Annotated in this window: 16 protein-coding genes and 1 pseudogene; 10 read left to right on the top strand and 7 right to left on the bottom strand. The window is 47.8% G+C overall.

Annotated features, from left to right (window positions below; all coding sequences use genetic code 11):
* Window positions 1-79: 79 nt before the first annotated feature.
* Window positions 80-2,530, top strand: a complete 2,451-nt coding sequence (locus tag AC1DYT_RS12440; protein ID WP_477469927.1) for a TonB-dependent receptor domain-containing protein — start codon at window positions 80-82, stop codon at window positions 2,528-2,530.
* 389 nt (window positions 2,531-2,919) lie between these two features.
* Window positions 2,920-4,065, top strand: a complete 1,146-nt coding sequence (locus tag AC1DYT_RS12445) for an acyltransferase family protein (RefSeq protein WP_477469928.1) — start codon at window positions 2,920-2,922, stop codon at window positions 4,063-4,065.
* Window positions 4,066-4,163: 98 nt separating this feature from the next.
* Here AC1DYT_RS12445 and AC1DYT_RS12450 read toward each other — a convergent pair whose 3' ends face one another.
* The gene (locus AC1DYT_RS12450; RefSeq protein ID WP_477469929.1) at window positions 4,164-6,659 is read right to left on the bottom strand and encodes a M14 family zinc carboxypeptidase; all 2,496 of its coding nucleotides are present in this window, start codon (window positions 6,657-6,659) and stop codon (window positions 4,164-4,166) included.
* A gap of 189 nt (window positions 6,660-6,848) precedes the next feature.
* On the opposite strand from AC1DYT_RS12450, the gene recQ reads away from it, so the two are divergent.
* From recQ to AC1DYT_RS12465, 3 genes are read left to right on the top strand one after another with little or no spacing between them, the layout of a single operon-like run.
* Complete coding sequence (gene recQ / locus AC1DYT_RS12455) at window positions 6,849-8,993, top strand: DNA helicase RecQ (RefSeq protein ID WP_477469930.1); 2,145 nt, start codon at window positions 6,849-6,851, stop codon at window positions 8,991-8,993.
* Window positions 8,990-9,463 carry a DinB family protein gene (locus AC1DYT_RS12460; protein WP_477469931.1) on the top strand — a complete coding sequence of 158 codons (474 nt, stop codon included), beginning with the start codon at window positions 8,990-8,992 and terminating at the stop codon, window positions 9,461-9,463. The genes recQ and AC1DYT_RS12460 overlap by 4 nt, the downstream gene beginning before the upstream one ends.
* A 10-nt stretch (window positions 9,464-9,473) precedes the next feature.
* Window positions 9,474-10,832 (top strand): UDP-N-acetylmuramoyl-tripeptide--D-alanyl-D-alanine ligase, encoded by a 1,359-nt coding sequence (locus AC1DYT_RS12465; RefSeq protein WP_477469932.1) that lies wholly within the window; start codon window positions 9,474-9,476, stop codon window positions 10,830-10,832.
* A 152-nt stretch (window positions 10,833-10,984) separates the two neighbouring features.
* Here AC1DYT_RS12465 and AC1DYT_RS12470 read toward each other — a convergent pair whose 3' ends face one another.
* From AC1DYT_RS12470 to AC1DYT_RS12480, 3 genes are read right to left on the bottom strand one after another with little or no spacing between them, the layout of a single operon-like run.
* Window positions 10,985-11,227: a Txe/YoeB family addiction module toxin gene (locus tag AC1DYT_RS12470; protein ID WP_477469933.1), complete on the bottom strand. Its 243-nt coding sequence runs from the start codon at window positions 11,225-11,227 to the stop codon at window positions 10,985-10,987.
* Window positions 11,228-11,232: 5 nt separating this feature from the next.
* The gene (locus AC1DYT_RS12475; RefSeq protein ID WP_477469934.1) at window positions 11,233-11,436 is read right to left on the bottom strand and encodes a DUF2683 family protein; all 204 of its coding nucleotides are present in this window, start codon (window positions 11,434-11,436) and stop codon (window positions 11,233-11,235) included.
* Between the two features lie 54 nt (window positions 11,437-11,490).
* Window positions 11,491-12,630: an NAD(P)/FAD-dependent oxidoreductase gene (locus AC1DYT_RS12480; RefSeq protein WP_477469935.1), complete on the bottom strand. Its 1,140-nt coding sequence runs from the start codon at window positions 12,628-12,630 to the stop codon at window positions 11,491-11,493.
* Window positions 12,631-12,758: 128 nt separating this feature from the next.
* On the opposite strand from AC1DYT_RS12480, the gene AC1DYT_RS12485 reads away from it, so the two are divergent.
* Window positions 12,759-13,487, top strand: coding sequence for a zinc metallopeptidase (locus tag AC1DYT_RS12485; protein ID WP_477469936.1), 729 nt, complete (start codon window positions 12,759-12,761; stop codon window positions 13,485-13,487).
* Window positions 13,488-13,977: 490 nt separating this feature from the next.
* Here the strand turns inward: AC1DYT_RS12485 and AC1DYT_RS12490 are convergent, their stop codons facing one another.
* The 3 genes from AC1DYT_RS12490 to dusB are packed head-to-tail and all read right to left on the bottom strand — an operon-like array spanning window position 13,978 to window position 16,181.
* Window positions 13,978-14,751 (bottom strand): DUF4272 domain-containing protein, encoded by a 774-nt coding sequence (locus AC1DYT_RS12490; RefSeq protein ID WP_477469937.1) that lies wholly within the window; start codon window positions 14,749-14,751, stop codon window positions 13,978-13,980.
* Window positions 14,752-14,754: 3 nt separating this feature from the next.
* Window positions 14,755-15,141 carry a Co2+/Mg2+ efflux protein ApaG gene (gene apaG, locus AC1DYT_RS12495; RefSeq protein ID WP_477457720.1) on the bottom strand — a complete coding sequence of 129 codons (387 nt, stop codon included), beginning with the start codon at window positions 15,139-15,141 and terminating at the stop codon, window positions 14,755-14,757.
* 47 nt (window positions 15,142-15,188) lie between these two features.
* Window positions 15,189-16,181: a tRNA dihydrouridine synthase DusB gene (gene dusB / locus AC1DYT_RS12500; RefSeq protein WP_477469938.1), complete on the bottom strand. Its 993-nt coding sequence runs from the start codon at window positions 16,179-16,181 to the stop codon at window positions 15,189-15,191.
* A gap of 38 nt (window positions 16,182-16,219) precedes the next feature.
* On the opposite strand from dusB, the gene AC1DYT_RS12505 reads away from it, so the two are divergent.
* From AC1DYT_RS12505 to AC1DYT_RS12520, 4 genes and pseudogenes are all read left to right on the top strand, one after another.
* On the top strand, window positions 16,220-17,173 hold the full coding sequence (locus AC1DYT_RS12505; protein WP_477469939.1) for a lysostaphin resistance A-like protein: 954 nt from the start codon (window positions 16,220-16,222) through the stop codon (window positions 17,171-17,173).
* A gap of 46 nt (window positions 17,174-17,219) precedes the next feature.
* Entirely contained in the window at window positions 17,220-17,366 is a 147-nt protein-coding gene (locus tag AC1DYT_RS12510) for a hypothetical protein (RefSeq protein ID WP_477469940.1), read from the top strand.
* Complete coding sequence (locus tag AC1DYT_RS12515) at window positions 17,363-18,220, top strand: phosphatidate cytidylyltransferase (RefSeq protein WP_477469941.1); 858 nt, start codon at window positions 17,363-17,365, stop codon at window positions 18,218-18,220. The genes AC1DYT_RS12510 and AC1DYT_RS12515 overlap by 4 nt, the downstream gene beginning before the upstream one ends.
* 36 nt (window positions 18,221-18,256) lie before the next feature.
* Window positions 18,257-18,910, top strand: a pseudogene (locus AC1DYT_RS12520) (phosphatidylserine decarboxylase family protein); the annotation flags it as partial.
* Between the last annotated feature and the right edge of the window lie 33 nt (window positions 18,911-18,943).

An 18,943-nucleotide genomic window follows, 5' to 3' on the forward strand; every position in this document is an offset into this window, starting at 1 on the left:
AACTCCATTTACTTACTAAACAAAAAAAAATTGAGGGCCACGCCCCCACGGGATTCCTATTGCTAAATTTTTACACCCTATGAAAACCATCACCCGCCGCCTATATATATTAATATGTGTGTTGTCATGCGCAACGGCATATGCCCAGCCCAAAATAGCCGCGCCGCAAACGCTTACCATCACCGGCTCCTTGCTGAACGAACAGGGCAAGCCTGTAGATTATGCTACCGTAACCCTACTGCGCGCAACAGACTCTTCCGTTGTAAAAGGCACCCTGAGTACGGATGCAGGCACTTACGTTTTCGACCATATAGCCGCCGGTAACTATATCGTAGCCGTAACCAACCTGGGCTACACCAAGGCCTACAGCGCCGCCATTGAAGCAAACGGTAATCAACAAACAGTTGCTGTGCCGACCATAAAAATGCAGGCAAACAGCCGTAACCTGCAAACGGTTACCATAAGCGGCACAAAGCCCTTGATAGAGCGCAAGATAGACCGCACCGTTATGAACGTAGAGAACAGCGTACTGGCCGCAGGCAACACCGCCTTGGAAATACTGGCCCGCGCGCCCGGCGTATCCCTGGATAAAGACGACAACATCAGCCTTAAAGGGAAAGAAGGTGTAACCGTGATGATAAACGATAAGCTTACCTACCTTACGGCAGCTCAATTGGCTACGCTCTTGAGGTCTACCGACGGCAGTACCATTAAATCGATCGAGATCATCACCAATCCGTCGGCTAAATACGATGCAGCCGGCAACTCGGGCATCATCAATATCAAACTGAAAAAGAACACTCAATCGGGTACCAACGGTAGCCTCACCGCAGCAGTAGCGCGCGGCAAGTACTGGCGCGAAAGCACCAACCTGAATTTAAACCATAAAGAGGGCGATTTAAACGTATTCGGCTCTTTTGGCCGGGGTGATATCAAACGCGGGCACGATTTATCTATCAACCGTGTAATTACCGACGACGCGGGTAACAAAACCTACTTTAACCAGCTGTCCTCGATGCCTGGTGTAAACCACTATAACAATTACCGATTGGGTGCCGACTACGACCTTACACCAAAACACACCATCGGTTTCGTTTTGAACGGATACGCTAACACCGGCCGCGACGATAACAACAACTCTACCATTATTGGCAAACAATTTGGCGTGGCCGATTCATCACTGCATACTACATCGCTTGTAAAACAATCCTATAAAAACTTTGCGCTTAATTTAAACGACCGCTATAAGATAGACACCGCCGGGCAGGAAATCAGTTTCGACCTCGATTATTCGAAATTCCGGAACAACTCCAACGCCGATTACCATACCGATTACTTTTTGCCCGATGGCAGCACCCAACATGCGCCGCAGATATTGCGCAACCAAACACCTTCTACTATATCTATATATACAGGCAAGTTCGATTATACCAAACCCATCACTAAAACCATCAAGCTGGAAACCGGCGCAAAATTCAGCAGCGTAAAAACAGATAACGACCTGCAGGCCCAGATTGTAAGCAATGGCGTGCTGATAAACGACGCAAACCGCACCAACCGCTTCATTTACGACGAGAAAATAAACGCAGGCTACATCAACCTGAACAAGCAATTCAAGAAAACATCTATACAGTTGGGTTTACGCGCAGAGCAAACAAAATCTAACGGTAATCTCATAGGCAGCAGTCCGGTAAACCGCAGCTACCTCAATTTCTTCCCAAGCGTATTCATCAATCAAACGCTGAACGATAAAAACGAACTGAATTTTTCGTACAGCCGCCGCATAGATCGCCCCGGCTATGATGACCTTAACCCCTTTATCTATTACCTGGATCCATACACCTACAGCCAGGGCAACGCGTTCTTAAACCCGCAATACACCCAAAACTTCGAGTTGAATTACACCTACAACCACGACTTGAACGTAAGCCTCGGTTATAGCCTTACTACCGATGTAATTACTGAACTGATACTGACGCAGGGCAACAAATCGTTCGAAACGCACCAGAACTTAAAAACCCAGAAAAGCTACAATATCAATGTGAACACGCCTTTCACCATTGCCAAATGGTGGACCGGCAACATCAACGTAAACGCCTTTTACCTGGGCTTCAATACCGACTCTACCTCGATAGTGAACTTTAACGACGGGCAATTTGCCGCACAGGGTAAATTGACGCAGACATTTACCTTCGGTGCTTACCGTTTCGAGGTGCTGGGCGATTACCGTTCGCCGTTAACTTATGGCATTTATAAGATAAAAGCACGTTACTCTATCGATGCTGGTGTAAGCCATTCGTTTGCTGCCAAAAAGCTGAACGTGAAACTGGCCTGCGACGATATCTTCTTCCTGCGCCGCAACGATTTGAGCAGCCACATCGTAAACAATAACTTTGATATAAAGCAACGGAACGATACCCGGGTAATGCGCCTTACGCTCACCTATAACTTTGGCAACAGTGCTATTAAAAGCCGCCAGCACCGCACCGGTGCCGATGACGAAAGCAACAGGGTGAAAGGGTCGAATTAAAAAACCTCCCAGGCCCCCTATCCGAAGGGATTCTTCAGATAGGGGGCTTTTATTTCGTAACCGGGAAAATCGCCATTAATATAACAGATAGCAATATGCGCGGTGGTGGCACGATATTGACACCATTTCATTATTTTTAATTAGCTGATTACAAGCATCTTGATAATGCTCACGGCGTTCACGCGCGCCAGCGTGAACACTTTTGGCGTGGTTTAGAGGTTTTGCAGGCATACAGCCCCTTATACCGCCTTCGCCGGTAAAGCGGGGTCATCAAAGGTTTATGCTTTGCTGCGCCGCTGAAGCTCTGGCGCAAGCGACAGGGGCTGCGCTGTCTCCTGGTTTTTTTGTTGTGTTCTAAATGTTGATATTGCAGCACCTAACAATACAACATGCCCAACGCAAGCACCTCGCAACCGAAACCCATACGCTACAAACAATTAGATAGCCTGCGCGGCCTCGCCGCATTATGCGTTTTTATATCGCATTGCTTTTTGATGCTGAATCCTGCCGGTGCCTGGGTTATGGTTGTAAAGCAAAGCCCCTTGGGTATCCTGCTGAATGGCCGGGCGGCCGTGATGTTCTTTTTTGTGCTGAGCGGCTTCGTTTTGAGCTTGCCTTTCATCAATTCCAATAAGCCCTTAAAACTCACAGAGTTTTACCTAAAACGCATTTTCAGGATATACCCGGCGTATGTGTTGGCTATATTGTTTGCTGTTATCTTAAAAACATATGCATTCCGGCCTGAGGGCGTGGCCGGTTTCTCTGATTGGATACGCAGCTTTTGGGGCTGGCCATGGGATGCCACGCACCGCCAGGAAATCATCAAAACCTTCTTGCTGATAGGCCCCAACTTCGATGCCGACCTGATAGACCCTGTAATTTGGAGTTTGGTGGTAGAGATGAAGATGTCCTTACTGCTGCCTTTCTTTATCATGGTGGTATCGCGCGGCAACCTGCTATTCAATCTGTTATTCTTTTTATTGGTGCTGGCGCTGATTTACAACCACGCAAACGGCTTTCTGGGGGTGTTTTACGTCGGCGTACTCTGCGCTAAATATAAGGATGAACTTCAAAGCCGCATTCGGGCCTTAAGTACGGCATGGGTGCTGATGCTCTTATTATTGGCGATATTCTGCTACAACATCAGCTTCGAGTTTTATAAGCCCTGGGGCGATGCCACCAATCCATTTGCCTATTTCTGGCGCGATTATACCAACGCAATAGGCGGCGCCGTCATCATGATGATTGCTTTGGCGCGGACGAGGATTGCCAATGCCCTGCAAATACCGCTGTTCAATTTTATGGGCGACACCTCCTATAGTTTCTACCTGCTGCACATGCCATTGCTGATTACGCTTTGCGGATTGATTGGCAACAAGTTCCCCGGCAGCGCGGCTGTAATTATGCTAACGGCCATTATCGCGGCATACGCACTAAGCTTTGCAGCATATAAATTGGTGGAAATCCCCTTTCAAAATCTCGCCAAAAAGCTGGTTACCAAGTGGCCGGCATTACGCAGTTTGGATATTAAATAAGTCTATTATAAATAAACAAAGCCCACATACACACTTTTAACGTGTGTATGTGGGCTTTAAGCTTTTCAAAACTCCCCCTTCAGGTGGCTGGGGGGCATCTACTGCCCCACCATAAACACGGCGTTGCTGAACAGCAGCTTGCCATTTTCCCAGAAACTGCGGAACAGCGGGTCATCGGCCATAAAGATTACCGAGCCGCGGCCCATACTTTGCACGCCAAGCAACAGGCCATTGGCAATACGTTGTTTAGATTGCGCACCCACGAAACCGGATACATAGGCGTCTTTCTTTATCGTACCAACGTTCCAGCCGTCGTCGCCAAGCAATTCGTAAATATCATCATTCATTTTTAGGGTGTAGTAAAAGTTGGGCAAGCCGAAGCCGAGCGGATGCGTATTATCCAGGTTCATTTTGAATATCGCGCCGGGGATGCCGGTAGATATCGCATCGCGTTCGCGATTGGCATAAATTTTTACCGTCGCGGCATCTTTCTTATCGTCTTTTTTCCCTTCCTTCAGCTTAATGCCGAAGTCCTTTTTATCGGCCAGTAGCGATGCGGCATTCTCCATCGCGATCAGACGGCCGCCATCGCGTACCCATCCAAGTAATTTATCCGAGGGGAAGCCATCGTAACGACCATCCGGGAAAATCATCACATCGAAATCAGAGAGTTTACTGCGGCCAAGGTCTGCGTATTTGATGAGGCTAATCGGGTAACCTATCTGCTGCTCAAACAAATGCCAAACCTCGCCCATCGCTTCGGAGTTTACGCCGTCGCCGGCCATCAGCGCAACACGTGGCTGTTTGATGAAGTGAACCTCGCTGGAGCCAATGTCGTTACCCTTATCCATAAAACCGGTGGATATCGGCGTAAGCTCGTGGCCCAGTTCGGCGGCGGTTTGCGTAACTATCTGGTCAAAATCGGCGCGGTCGTTGCCTGCGCGGGTCACCAGTACCGAGCCGGCCGGGAATTTCTTGCCTGCAATCTCGAACGGCGTTTCGGAGTAGCGGGCTTTGATGCCTTTCTTCATAATCGCCGCTAAAAAGCGTACGTCTGCTATCGACACCCACGACGATACATAGGCATATGCATGCGTATTTTGTAAAGCGGCAGGCTTAGCTACGTTCCAGCTTGCGGTTGCCGGTTTCAAAGATTCTTTTAAACCATAAGCGCGCAGGCCGTAAGCATAAGGCAAGGCCCAGGCGGTAATATCATAAGTGGCCGAATCGGCAATAAAAGTAGTGGGCTCCATCAGCACGTTTAACAATACGGCTTTAGGTTGATAGGCGTTTATCACCAGGTCGTTGGCATCCACGTTGTAGGTCTCGGTTTTACCGCTAAAGTAATCGTACCCGGTAATCGTTTTTGTGGATAAGCCGTAGCCGTATTGTATGCCGTTACGCGCCAGCAATTTGGCCAGCTGGTCTACCTTCTCGTTATTATCGTTCCTAACTACATAGGTTTTATACGCACCCGGAGGGTTGGTCTTGGCGTTATCGTAGAATTTCTTAAACTCCGACAATAGCTTCGTGGCGTTATCGGAACTGGTTTGAATAGTGCTGATCGCAGTAGAGTGGTGGTGCGCCACACGCTGCACCAGCGTTAAGGTATCGCCGCTGCGGGTAACCACCGCCAGGCCTGCACCAATGCCGCCTTGCTCGTAGGTCATGCCTATCGAGCCATTATACAGCGGGTAGGTGTCCCCATAAGATGGGTACAGCAAATCGAATACCTGCTTGGTAAAATACATCCAACCGTTCTTATCAAAATCTTTGGCGTTGTTTTTACCTATCGTTACCTGGAAATCGCGCTGCCATTGGGTAATATCTTTATGGTAGGGTTCGGCAGCCGGTGCAAAGTAATATGGCGCGTTATAACCTTGTTCGTGGTAATCTACATGTACTTCGGGCAGCCATTGGTTATAAAGGCCAACCCTGTTCTGGGTTTCTTTTTGGGCCTGCCAGGACCAGTCGCGGTTCAAATCGAAATAGTAATGGTTTACCCTGCCGCCTGGCCATGGTTCGATGTGCTCGCGCGCACCAGGCGTTGGGTCGGGTTTGGCACCCTTTACGGAATTATAAAAGTTTACGTAGCGGTCGCGACCGTCCGGGTTTAGGCATGGGTCTATCACCACCAGGGTGTTCTTAAGCCAGCCCTTGTTACGGGTGCTTGCCGGGTCAACCAAATCAAAGAGGGTCCACATGGAGGCTTCGCTGGATGCCGGCTCGTTACCGTGTACGTTAAAGCTCAGCCATAAAATAACCGGCGCGTTGGGCAGGTCGGCGTTGCCGCTTTCTATGCCGGCCAGTTTCAAGTTATTATGACGGATATCCTCCAGGCGGCCGATGTTCTCGTCAGATGCGATGAACATAGCCAGCTGCGGCCTACCCTCGTTGGTAGTGCCGAATTGCTGCAGCTTTACGCTTTTAGATGCTGTGGCTACGTATTTAAAATACTCTACTATGCGGTAATGCGGCGTAAACTGCTCGCCAAGCTTATAGCCTAAAAATTGCTCAGGCGATTGGATGCTTTGGGCAAATACTGTTGTGAAAGACGCTACAGCAACGAAAACGAGGAGTAATCTTTTTATCATAAATGTATCTGGGATGATGCAAAGGCTAATATGAGGAAAAAAATTGATGTGCAGATATGCAGACTTCAAATGTGCAGATTAGGACAGTAAAGGTTCCGTTACAAAGCAAAAATTCTAATATTTTTAGCATTTTATTCTTAAAATCAGTAATTTGCGCATTCTAAACCATTTGAAATTTGCACATCTAACATGACTCCATTACACGCCCTTCAGAAATATTTTGGCTACAGCAATTTCAGGCATTCGCAGGAGGCCATTATACAGCATGTGCTCAACAAACAAGATGTGATGGTGCTGATGCCTACCGGTGGGGGCAAATCGCTTTGCTACCAGCTGCCTGCGGTGCTACTGAATGGGCTAACCATCGTGATATCGCCGCTGATAGCCCTGATGAAGGACCAGGTAGATAGCCTCAATCTCAGCGGCATCCCGGCGGCGTTCTTAAACTCCAGCCAGGACCCTGATGAGCAAAAGGATATCGCCATACGGCTAAAAAACAACCAGCTGCGCTTGCTATATGTTGCGCCCGAGCGTCTGTTCGGCAAGGATACCCGCCTGATGACCTTCCTGAAAACGCTGGACGTGGTGCAGATAGCTATCGACGAAGCGCATTGCATATCGCAATGGGGACATGATTTCCGGCCCGAATACCTTATGCTGGCGGGATTGAAGAATGAGTTCCCCGGCGTACCGGTCATCGCTTTGACGGCAACTGCCGATAAACTCACCCAAAAAGACATCCTCGATAAACTTAACCTGCACAAACCGGCAGTGTTTATCTCCTCGTTCAACCGCGAGAATATTACCTACCGGGTTAATCCTAAGAACAATAGCTTTAACCAGCTTATCAATTTTTTAGGGCAACGCAAGGAAGATTCGGGCATCATCTACTGCCTTTCGCGTAAATCAACAGAGTTACTAGCCGATAACTTAAAAGACGAAGGTTTCGCCGCCGAGGCCTATCACGCGGGTTTGACCAACGAAAAAAAAGCTAAAAATCAGGAAGCGTTCCTTCGGGATGATGTAAAAATTATCGTGGCTACAATCGCCTTCGGGATGGGTATCAATAAATCGAACGTGCGCTACGTAGTGCACATGGATCTGCCCAAAAACATCGAAGGTTACTACCAGGAAACCGGCCGTGCTGGTCGAGACGGCCTTCCATCAGATGCGCTCCTGCTTTATTCGCCGGGCGATGCTATCAAACTACGAAAATTCGCCACGGTAGAAAACAATGCCGAACAAAGCGCCATCATGCTGAAAAAGCTGGACGATATGGTGGGTTATTGCCAGCTGCATGCATGCCGTCGCCAGTATCTGATGCAGTATTTCGATGAGGCCTTCCCCGATAATTGCGGCTCCTGCGATTATTGCCTGAGCGAGTTCGTGAAATTCGATGGTACGCTTATCGCGCAAAAGGCCCTATCAGCAGTAACGCGGCTGAAGGAGCGTTTTGGGGTAACGTATATCGTCGATTTCCTGCGTGGTTCCCGCGCCGAAAAGATATGGACCGAGCATAAAGAATTGAAAACCTATGGCGCGGGCGCAGACATCAGCAAGGCCGACTGGCAGCGCTACCTGCGCGAGCTGATTGCCACGGGCTATCTCCGTGTTACCGACGATGCTTACGCCTCGCTCAAGCTGACCGCCAAAAGCGAGTTGGTATTAAAAGGACTGCAAAAGGTAGAACTCATTTCCTCGCAAACTACCGACGAGAAAGAGGCCGCTCCACTGGATTTCGAGGCCCAATTGCTGGACATCCTCCGCAAAAAACGCCAGGAAATTGCCGTAATGGAAAACCTGCCGGCTTATATTATTCTATCCGATGCTACCTTGCTTGAAATTGCCACCTACCTGCCCCAAAAGCTGGAAGAATTGCGGCTGATATCCGGCTTCGGCGATATCAAGCTGGCGCGCTATGGGCGGGAGTTTTTGGCTTTGGTTACGCAGTACTGCGCACAAAAGGGCCTCGAATCGCGCATCGGCCAAAAAACACCAAAGCGGGAGCGTAAACCCAAAAAAGAGCAAATTCCGGAAACGGCAAGGGCATCGCTTGCGCTTTTTAAACAGGGCTTGTCGGCTGCTGATATTGCGCGCTTACGCAGCCTCTCGCCAAACACCATCGAAAACCATTTAGGTGTTTTTGTACAAAACGGAGAACTGGATGTGCATAGTTTTGTTAAGGAAGAGAAGATACCGGCAATAAAAGATGCCGTTGAGAAATATGGCAACGAGCGACTTGCACCCTTGAAAGAGGTTTTAGGAGAAGATTACTCCTATGGCGAGATACGGGCGGTAATTGCCTGGCTAAACCGGCAAAACCAATTAACATGACAGCTGCAGAACTGATTATCCTAAATTCTGAAGAGGTGCGCCGCCGTAGTGTTATGCTGATGGAGAGCATACCTACCGACGTGATACACTGGAAGCCGGATGAGGAGGCCATGTCGATTATCGAAATGGTGCGCCATATGCTGGAATCGGAATACATCTACAGCATTATCGTACAAAACGGCGGCAATTTAGGCGAGGATTTTGTTTCGCCCTGGGAGGGCAGGCCTTTTACCACGATTGCCGATGAAATAGCATTTTCGGTAGCGTATCATGAGCAATTCATACAGCGCCTGCGCAATTATTCTGCACAGGATTTGGCCGAAGTAGAAATCATCCGGGAGGAAAGGAACCAACGACGCAAACTGGGCGATTACCTGTTGCGTATTGCTTACCACGAAAGCGTACACGCGGGCAATTTGCTCTCGTACTTAAGAATCCATAATATTGAGCGCCCGGATATCTGGGATTAATATTGCAACCATGGCCACTACAGAAGACATCTACCAACTTTACCTGCAGCACCCGGTTATCAGTACCGATACGCGCAAAATTGCACCGGGCAGCCTGTTCTTTGCCCTTAAAGGCGATAAGTTTGATGCCAATACCTTTGCCACGCAGGCCCTGGAAACGGGTGCCGCATACGCCATTATCGATAACCCCGCATACGCCCTTGGCGAAAAATACATCCTGGTAGCAGATGGCCTAGCCGCCCTGCAAGGCCTGGCCGCGCATCACCGCAGGCAATTTAGCATCCCGGTGATAGGCCTTACAGGCACAAATGGCAAAACCACCACTAAAGAGCTTATCAACGCGGTATTGTCGCAACGCTTCAATACGCTGGCCACCGAAGGGAACCTGAATAACCACATAGGCGTACCGTTAACCCTGCTTAAAATTACGGCAGAGCATGAAATGGCGGTAATAGAGATGGGGGCCAACCACCAACGCGAAATTGCGCTGCTTTGCAGCATTGCCCAACCCACGCACGGCCTGATTACCAATGTGGGTAAAGCGCATTTGGAGGGTTTCGGCGGCGTGGAAGGCGTAAAAAAAGGGAAAGGGGAGATGTACGATTATCTGGTAGCCCCCCAGCCCCCTGAAGGGGGAGCTTTTGAAAAGCAACGCGCAGTTGCATTTATTAACAGCGATGATGCGGTTTTGCTGGCGATGAAGGAAGAACGCGGCTTAAGCAACGTAATTTATTACGGCAAGAACGATAATCCGGATAATATTGTAAGCGGCAAGCTGCTGGATAGTTCGCCATTGCTGGTTTTAGAATGGAAAGATAATTTAGAGGGCGGCTCATACACGGTGCCAACCAACTTAACCGGTGCCTACAACCTGGATAATATTTTAGTGGCCATCGCTATAGGTTCCACGTTCGGGCTAACGCCGGAGGAAATAAGCGAGGGCATCGCCGGTTATGAGCCAAAGAATAACCGCTCACAGATATTGCATACCATAAACAACACGCTCATTTGCGATTTCTATAACGCCAACCCCAGCAGCATGTTTGTAGCCATAGAAAATATGGATAAGATGCAGAGCGGCCATAAAGTGCTGATTTTAGGGGATATGTTCGAAATGGGCGATGAAGCCGCTGCCGAACACGCCTCTGTATTGCAAAAAGCAATGGGTGCCCAAGTTAACGAGCGGATATTCATTGGCAAGGATTTCACCACAGCTTCTTCGATACTGGAAAATAAAGATAGTACACGCTTTTATTTAACGGCGGAGGATGCCATGGCAGGCTTTAAAGCAGAACCGATTAGCAATGCGACGGTGCTGATAAAAGGTTCACGCGGAATGGCATTGGAAAGATTGGTGGGGTTGTTTTGATTGAGGATTTATCTTAACTTTTGACATGAAAAACATTAAAATAAACGAAACCGAATATATTAACGCATCTCCTGCAATGATAGCGCGAATTGAACTGGCCGATATAGCTCTTGCGGCCGGCAAAGGAGTTAAAATAAATATTAAGGAATTCTTCAGTAATGGCCCTTTAACGAATGAACGATTATCGAGTCGTCGAGCACCTCGTAAATAACCCTGTGTTCCAAATTAATCCTCCTCGACCATAACCCGGCCCAATTATATTTTAATTCTTCGGGCTGGCCAATACCCGTGAATGGGTTTTCCTGAATTGCCTGAATTAATTGTGTTATTTTTTTCTGAGCCTGGATATTGCCGCTCTTTTTCCAGTAGGTAAGGTCGGCTAATGCCTTATCCATATACCTTACTTCCACAAATCCTCTGTTTTGATTATCGTGCCTTTTCCTTCCCTTGCTTGCTTACGGCTCTCATCAATTTTAGCCATAAACTCAGCATCGTAAGGCCTATTTAAATCGGGTTCTTCCTCAAAAGGTATTTGCATCGCTTCTAAAACAGCTCTTACCGCCTTTTCCTGTGCTTCTGTTATTGGATGTACTGCGTATGTCATGGCTAACGATTTAATACCCTAATCTACGATTTATTTTTTACCTCTAAAACTATTTCAACTGCCCAAAACCAAACCTGCCACTTCTTCGCCCACCAAACTACCCATGGCCACACCCATTCCGTTGCAGCGCACGGCGCAATAAATACCCGGCTCTATTTGTTTAACGATAGGGTTGATATCCTCACCGAAACCCATGATGCCGCTCCACCAATAATCGATTTCTGCATTCTGTCCGGGGAGGATAACCTCATTCAGGTAATGGATGAGGCTTTGCTTCACGGCATCAGTATGCCCAAACTGGACGGTTTCTTCGGCAGCAAAATCAAGATTGCGGCCACCGCCGAATAGTACCCGGCCATCGATATTGCGGAAATAATAATACCCCTCGTTGAAATGATAGGTGCCCTGCAATTTTAAGCCCGGGATGGGTTTTGTTACCAACACCTGCCCGCGGCCCGGAACCACATTCAACTCGGGGAAAAGTCGGCCGGCGAATGCATTGGTTGCCAATACTACTTTACCCGCCTTAAAGGTACCCGCTGACGTTTCCAGTCGGATATGATTATCCTCCCGCCCAACCCACGTGATTTCGCAGCCGTTCAGTACCAGTACATCCTTTTGATAAACTTTATTCAGCAGCGTGCGCATCATTTTACCGGTATGTATCTGCCCCTCAAAGGGGTTATATATCATGCGGCTTACCTTATTAAAGCCAAAACCTGCAATTTTTTCATTGGCAACTGAATAAATGTCATGCCCGCCAATGGCGTTCTTCAATAAATTATTGAGGTATTCAATCTGGCCAATACATTCATCGGCATACTGTTCTTCGCCCTGCATAAATAATTCGTGGCCGCCGTGCTGGTGGTAGTCGATATTGGTATCGCCCAGGTTTTGCCGCAGGCGTTGCAAGCCGCGCCATTTGTAATTGGCCAAACGCGCCACCTCTTCTTCGGTAGAGTGTTTTAATGCAGATAATTGCTCAGAAACGGTGCCGAAACAGGCAAAACCAGCGTTTTTTGTGCTTGCGCCGCTGGGCAGGAAGCCTCGTTCCAGTACCAAAACTTTTAAATTAGGTTCGCGGGTCTTGAGGTGCAAAGCCGCGCTCAGGCCAACGATGCCGCTGCCGATGATAACTACGTCGGCATTATCTATAAACGCTGTGCGTTCCCAGTATGAAAAGTTCTGTTCCAAACTCAAAAGTAGCAATCCGGTAATCAAAAAACAGCATATCAGCAAGGCATTTTGACATTCCTACTATACCCTTTTGCGCAATATGGAATACTTTTTGAAATACCCCACGTATAAAAATCAATCACACGATGTTTCAATTAAATCATATACTGTTATTCATCAACCCCGGCTCTGCCTGGTTATTGATGATTGTTATAGCCCTGGTGAGCTTTTTGGTGCAGATGCGCTTCAAAAGCAAATTCAGGCAATATGCCGAGATGCCTTTGCTTTCGGGCCTATCGGGCCAGGAGGTAGCCGAAAAAATGCTGCGCGACCATGGCATTTTCGATGTGCGCGTAATTTCGGTGGAGGGCCAGCTTACCGACCACTACAACCCCGCCAACAAAACGGTTAACCTTAGTCCCGATGTGTATTACAGCCGCAGCGTTGCCGCCGCTGCAGTAGCCGCACACGAATGCGGGCACGCCGTACAACACGCCAAAGCTTATGCCTGGTTAAACCTGCGCTCTTCATTGGTGCCGGTAGTCAACGTAGCCTCTAACCTTACCCAATGGGCATTGATGATTGGCGTACTGCTGATGATATTTATCCATAGCACATTCGTATTGGCCATCGGTGTTGGCGCGTTGGCGCTGGTTACGCTGTTCAGTTTCATTACCCTGCCGGTAGAATTTGATGCCAGCAACCGCGCATTGGCATGGCTGAATAATAATTACACGGTAGTACAAACCGACAACGAGCATGCCCAGGCAAAAGATGCGCTGTGGTGGGCCGCCATGACCTACGTTGTTGCCGCCGTTGGCTCATTAGCCACACTGGTTTACTACGCTTCGTTTTTGCTGAACAGGAGAGACTAATTTTAGCGATTAGCGGTTAGTTAATTAGAGATTAGGAAGCGCCTTGATTGAGGGCACTGAAAAAGTCCCTAAAATTCGGGCAAAAGAAAGGGGTTGCATCATAAATCATGAACAACCCCTTTTCCTTGCCTTATAAGACGATACACCTAATACCTGACTCGTATAAACGAATCTCAGGGCATCAAATTGAGTTTTTTACTGCCTTTTTTCGACCTCAAACATTAAGAGGACTTTTTCAGTGCCCTCCCTTGATTCGGGCTGCTTTTTGTTTTTTTAATTTAATTGTAACGACAAATACCTGGGTATCCAATTTAAAATGCCGGGCAGGTGCATTACGACTGGGTAAAGCTGAGCCACGATGCCGCCAAAAACGAAATCGTAATAAAGAGTTTCGGGTACAATAAAACCAGCGGGGTGATTAAAGCAGGGCAGAAATAAGTTGTGCGAATCAAATCAGGCTGTATGGAAACCAGCCTGATTTGATTCGTTTTTAGGTATCTGTCGTTATCTCATCCCATTCATCGGCATACATCGTTAGCCAGTTCAGCGCGTAGTGGCGTTCGTACACCACATCATTGTCCATATGATAGGGCATAGGGGTTTTGTTCAGTCTCGCCTCTGTTGTTGCCCAATGGATGCGGTAGATGAGGTCCGCCTCGTTCAATATACCCTCGGTGTTACGCAGTTTCGCATCCTGTATCCAATTTAAAGGGTTACCATCGAGGTCGGGCAGGTTTTCGTAATGGGTGAAACTGCATTGGGCATTAGGCAGCGGCAAGGTTTTAAAATGGCCCAAGGCCCAAAGTAAAACATTAAGGCTCTCCATCCGCCAGGACATTTGGTTGTTCTCCTTTCGTGAGTGTTTACCTAAAAGGTATTTCTGTTCATCGGGCGACACGCTTCCCCACAAATGGTTTTTCTTGAAATAATCAACCATATATTCAGCGGTTTTGGTACCATGCGCCACATATATCAACCCATAAAGGATAACGCAGCGGCGGGCAACATCAATATCGTTACGGAAATGCGCGCTGGTATGGTCCTCCACTTCGGGCAAGCTGGCCAGCACGGGTATCTTACGTGATTTCAGGAAGTCGTCGGTAATCTTTTTCCGCTCCGCAGATGTAAGCGGGTGGTCGGTAGGGTACTCTGGCTTATCAACTTTGAATTGTATCTTTCCTGGAGACGGGGTGCAATTAGAAAGTAAGCCGATGACAAATACAAGGCATAAGCAGGCAACGAGCTTTAAACCTTTACTAATCATTGCTTAATTGTACCTATACGGCGCTACCAAATAAAACTCGGGGATTTGTACGTTGAATACGGAAGTATCTAACAGGCGCTCCATTTGGTATTCGCCTTTCATGCTGCCCATATCGGTTTTGAGGTTGCAGCCCGATACGTATTCGTGGGAGTTACCGGGTTCTATGATGGGCTGCTGGCCTACTACGCCCTCGCCCTCTACCTCGCGCTTGGCGCCGTTAGAGTCGAAAATATACCAGTGGCGGCTAAGTAAGCGCACCGCATAATTACCCATATTCTCTATGATTACCCGGTAGGCAAACATAAAGTGGTCATTAGCCGGGTTCGAATATTCGGGCTGGTAAATTGTTTCAACTGAAACCTTAACACCTTCAGTTATGATAGTAGCCATGGCTTGTTAATCTCTTTTAATTCAAATATATAGCTTCGCAACAAATATTACGCCATTTCAAAGGCATATTTTTTGTCTACCTCGGCTAATATTTCCATAATCTCTTCTACGGTGGCGGCGGTAACAAGTTTCATCCTGTGCTCCTTAAAATCGGGCACACCTTTAAAATAGTTACTATAGTGGCGGCGCATCTCAAAAATGCCGGTGCGCGGGCCTTTCCATTCCATACTTTTTTGCAGGTGGGTTTTGCAAACTTCTATGCGTTCGGCAATAGTTGGCTTATCCAGATGCTCACCTGTTGCAAAATAATGCTTTATCTCGCGAAATATCCATGGATAACCAATTGCGGCACGGCCTATCATCATACCATCCACCTCGTACTGCATGCGCCATTCGGCTGCCTTCTCGGGCGAATCGATGTCGCCGTTACCGAAAATGGGGATTTTTATGCGCGGATTTTTCTTGATAGAATGTATGAGGCTCCAGTCGGCAACGCCTTTGTACATTTGCGCGCGGGTACGGCCGTGTATGGTAAGCGCTTTTATGCCCACATCCTGCAAGCGCTCGGCAACTTCGTAAACGTTTTTGGTGTTATCGTCCCAGCCGAGGCGGGTTTTAACGGTTACGGGCAGATGTGTAGCATTTACAACCGCTTTGGTCATGGCTACCATTTTATCTATGTCCTGCAAAAGGCTTGCGCCGGCGCCACGGCATGCCACCTGTTTTACAGGGCAACCGTAGTTGATGTCCATCAGGTCGGGGCCGGCAAGGCTGGCTATCTCGGTAGCTTCGCGCATGTGGTCGATGTCGCTACCGAATATCTGTATACCTATCGGGCGTTCGTACTCGAATACATCCAGTTTCTGGCGGCTTTTGGCGGCATCGCGTATCAATCCCTCCGAAGAAATAAACTCCGTGTACATCATGTCTGCGCCGTTTTGCTTGCATACGTAACGGAAAGGCGGATCGCTCACGTCTTCCATTGGTGCCAGCAGCAGCGGGAACTCCCCTAAATCTATATTTCCTATTTGTACCGCCATGGATTATATTCGTTGCAAATTTACAAAAATTAAGCTAAATGATAAAAGGGCCTGTAAATCACGCAAATCAGCTGTCGCCCCAGCTGCAATTCGCTGTTTTTATAGGGCTTTCTGTAGGTACGGTGTTCCTTTTTAACCTCATCGGCCTTGGCGTTATTACCGCACTTTATGGTAAGGGACTAATAGAGCAACTGTACCGGCTGGATTTTTCGGGCCCGCGAATGGCGCAGGCCCTGTACCTTCTGCAAATCATCAGCACTACGGTGCCTATTTTTATCGCTCCCGTTATCTTCGCGCGTTTTATCGTGAAAGAGCCTGCCGCATACCTTAAGCCTGGCGTTAAATTCCCATGGGTTCTGATGGTCATCGTGTTTTTCGTAATGATGTCATCCCTGGCGCTGATAGAGCTTTTGAGCAACCTTAATCAGCAGATGCTGTTACCCAAATGGCTAAACGGGGTTGAGCGATGGATGAAAAAGAGCGAGGACCAGGCGCAGGCTCTAACCAAGGCTATTTTAAAGATGGATAATGTTTGGGATATGCTGAAGAACGTAATGCTGGTAGGCCTGCTTACCGCCATTGCCGAGGAATTTATGTTCCGCGGGGCGCTGCAGACCATTATGCAAAGGTGGACCAAAAACACGCACGGTGCCGTTTGGATAACAGCTGCTATATTCAGCGCCTTCCACATGGAATTTTATGGCTTTTTGCCCAGGATGTTACTTGGGGCATTGTTTGGGTACTTTGTGGCCTTTAGCGGCAGTATATGGCCGGCTGTATGGGGCCATTTCATCAACAACGGACTTGCCGTTTTAGCAACCTATTTGTTTCAGCAGAAAAAAATAAAGGTAAACCCCGACGATACGCACACATTTACTTACGGGGGCTATATATTTAGCGCCATAATTATTATAATTTTGCTTTTAGTTTATAAAAACATAACATCGGGCAAAAAGCAGGCAGTTGACATTAATGGAGAAGGACTGGGTTAAAATTTTTACTTCAACCAATTTTTACCAATCAGAAATTGTTAAGCAAATGCTTACCGGACACCATATTCACGCTGTATTGCTCAACCGGCAGGCATCATCGCACCAGGATTTCGGGGATATCGAGGTTTACATACACCAGGAAAACTTCAGCACAGCCCTCGAGATTATGATTTTGAACCAATTGAACTTATGAAGACACGCGCCATCACAGGCTTTTTTTTTATTATCGTAATGTTAGGCTCGGTACTTCTGAGCGATTATATCTTCGGGGCTTTTTACTTACTCCTTTGCTTGCTTTGCCTGCACGAGTTTTATGGGCTCAACATCAAAAGCGGCATACAACCTAATCGATTGGCCGGGTTTATAACGGCAATACTCGTGTTTTCGGGCTTTGCCCTTATTAATTACGCAGGCCTGTCGGCATTACCGGCAACGGAAAACACCTTGGTTTGGGGCCATAGGCTACTCTTTCTTTTACCCCTCCCGGTTAGTGCTATATTCATCCACGAACTTTTTAAAATAGACGCATCGCCGTTCACCAATATAGCTTACACCATTCTTGGTATCGTGCTAATATGCATCCCTTTTAGCTTTTTTGTTGCATTGGCCTATGTAAAGCCAACGGGCACAGCGGGAGCGCACAATTTACATATCCCGCTTGGTTTCCTGCTGATGCTTTGGGCCAATGATACAGGCGCCTACTTAGTAGGGCGGGCCATCGGTCGCACCAAACTGTTCGAGCGGCATTCGCCCAAGAAAACCTGGGAGGGTTTTATTGGCGGGGTGTTGATTGCCGCGTTGGTAGGTTTCATCATCAGCCTGTATTTTAAAGATCTCCCCTGGAACCAATGGGTTTCTATAGCCATTATCATCGGCTGCTTTGGCACGCTGGGCGATTTGGTAGAATCGATGTTCAAGCGCAGTATCAACATCAAAGATTCGGGCGGCATACTGCCGGGGCACGGCGGCCTACTGGATAGGTTCGATGGTTTTTTAGTTGCTGCGCCGGTGGTATATACCTATCTGTACTTCATTGTAAATGTTTAGTTTTGTAATAATTCATTAACCTATATATAAGCTCCTATGACTATCCATAAAGAAGGATACACCTCCATAGCCTTGTGCGTACTGTTTATCGCGGTTTTAAACGCAGCTATTCAATTTTACTATCCCGAGGCCAATACGCTGAGGTGGATAGTGTATATCCTCTCGGCCTTGTTGTTTTTTATTATCCTGCAGTTTTTCCGCAGCCCGGTGCTGGCGCTTAATGCCGAAGAAACCGAAGTGCTTTGCCCGGCCGATGGCAAGGTGGTGGTTATAGAAGAAACGGTAGAGACCGAATATTTCAAAGATAAACGCATCCAGGTATCTGTATTTATGTCGCCGGTTAATGTGCACATCAACCGTAACCCTATAAGCGGCATAGTAAAATACTTCAAATATCACCCGGGCAAATACCTGGTGGCCTGGCACCCAAAATCATCTACCGAGAACGAACGCACTACCGTTGTTACCGAAAATAGCGAGGGCGTTTCCGTATTGTTCCGCCAGATTGCAGGCGCATTGGCCCGCCGTATAGTTTGGTACGTAAAAGAGGGCGACAAGGTGCAGCAAGGGCACCAGTTCGGCTTTATTAAGTTCGGTTCGAGGGTGGATATCTTTTTGCCGCTTAACGCCAAAATAAACGTTTCCATCAACGATGTGGTAAAAGGCGGGCGCACTGTATTAGCCGAATTACCAAGCGTTGGCAAATTCGTAGATATTGACGAC

It is taken from the genome of Mucilaginibacter sp. P1_D10 (assembly GCF_056406215.1).

What these genes read in the sequence shown, in the direction of transcription:
- AC1DYT_RS12440 (WP_477469927.1), top strand. Translation starts at nt 80, where the DNA reads ATGAAAACCATCACCCGCCGCCTATATATATTAATATGTGTGTTGTCA.
- AC1DYT_RS12445 (WP_477469928.1), top strand. Translation starts at nt 2,920, where the DNA reads ATGCCCAACGCAAGCACCTCGCAACCGAAACCCATACGCTACAAACAA.
- AC1DYT_RS12450 (WP_477469929.1), bottom strand. Translation starts at nt 6,659, where the DNA reads ATGATAAAAAGATTACTCCTCGTTTTCGTTGCTGTAGCGTCTTTCACA.
- recQ (WP_477469930.1), top strand. Translation starts at nt 6,849, where the DNA reads ATGACTCCATTACACGCCCTTCAGAAATATTTTGGCTACAGCAATTTC.
- AC1DYT_RS12460 (WP_477469931.1), top strand. Translation starts at nt 8,990, where the DNA reads ATGACAGCTGCAGAACTGATTATCCTAAATTCTGAAGAGGTGCGCCGC.
- AC1DYT_RS12465 (WP_477469932.1), top strand. Translation starts at nt 9,474, where the DNA reads ATGGCCACTACAGAAGACATCTACCAACTTTACCTGCAGCACCCGGTT.
- AC1DYT_RS12470 (WP_477469933.1), bottom strand. Translation starts at nt 11,227, where the DNA reads ATGGATAAGGCATTAGCCGACCTTACCTACTGGAAAAAGAGCGGCAAT.
- AC1DYT_RS12475 (WP_477469934.1), bottom strand. Translation starts at nt 11,436, where the DNA reads ATGACATACGCAGTACATCCAATAACAGAAGCACAGGAAAAGGCGGTA.
- AC1DYT_RS12485 (WP_477469936.1), top strand. Translation starts at nt 12,759, where the DNA reads ATGTTTCAATTAAATCATATACTGTTATTCATCAACCCCGGCTCTGCC.
- AC1DYT_RS12490 (WP_477469937.1), bottom strand. Translation starts at nt 14,751, where the DNA reads ATGATTAGTAAAGGTTTAAAGCTCGTTGCCTGCTTATGCCTTGTATTT.
- apaG (WP_477457720.1), bottom strand. Translation starts at nt 15,141, where the DNA reads ATGGCTACTATCATAACTGAAGGTGTTAAGGTTTCAGTTGAAACAATT.
- dusB (WP_477469938.1), bottom strand. Translation starts at nt 16,181, where the DNA reads ATGGCGGTACAAATAGGAAATATAGATTTAGGGGAGTTCCCGCTGCTG.
- AC1DYT_RS12505 (WP_477469939.1), top strand. Translation starts at nt 16,220, where the DNA reads ATGATAAAAGGGCCTGTAAATCACGCAAATCAGCTGTCGCCCCAGCTG.
- AC1DYT_RS12510 (WP_477469940.1), top strand. Translation starts at nt 17,220, where the DNA reads ATGCTTACCGGACACCATATTCACGCTGTATTGCTCAACCGGCAGGCA.
- AC1DYT_RS12515 (WP_477469941.1), top strand. Translation starts at nt 17,363, where the DNA reads ATGAAGACACGCGCCATCACAGGCTTTTTTTTTATTATCGTAATGTTA.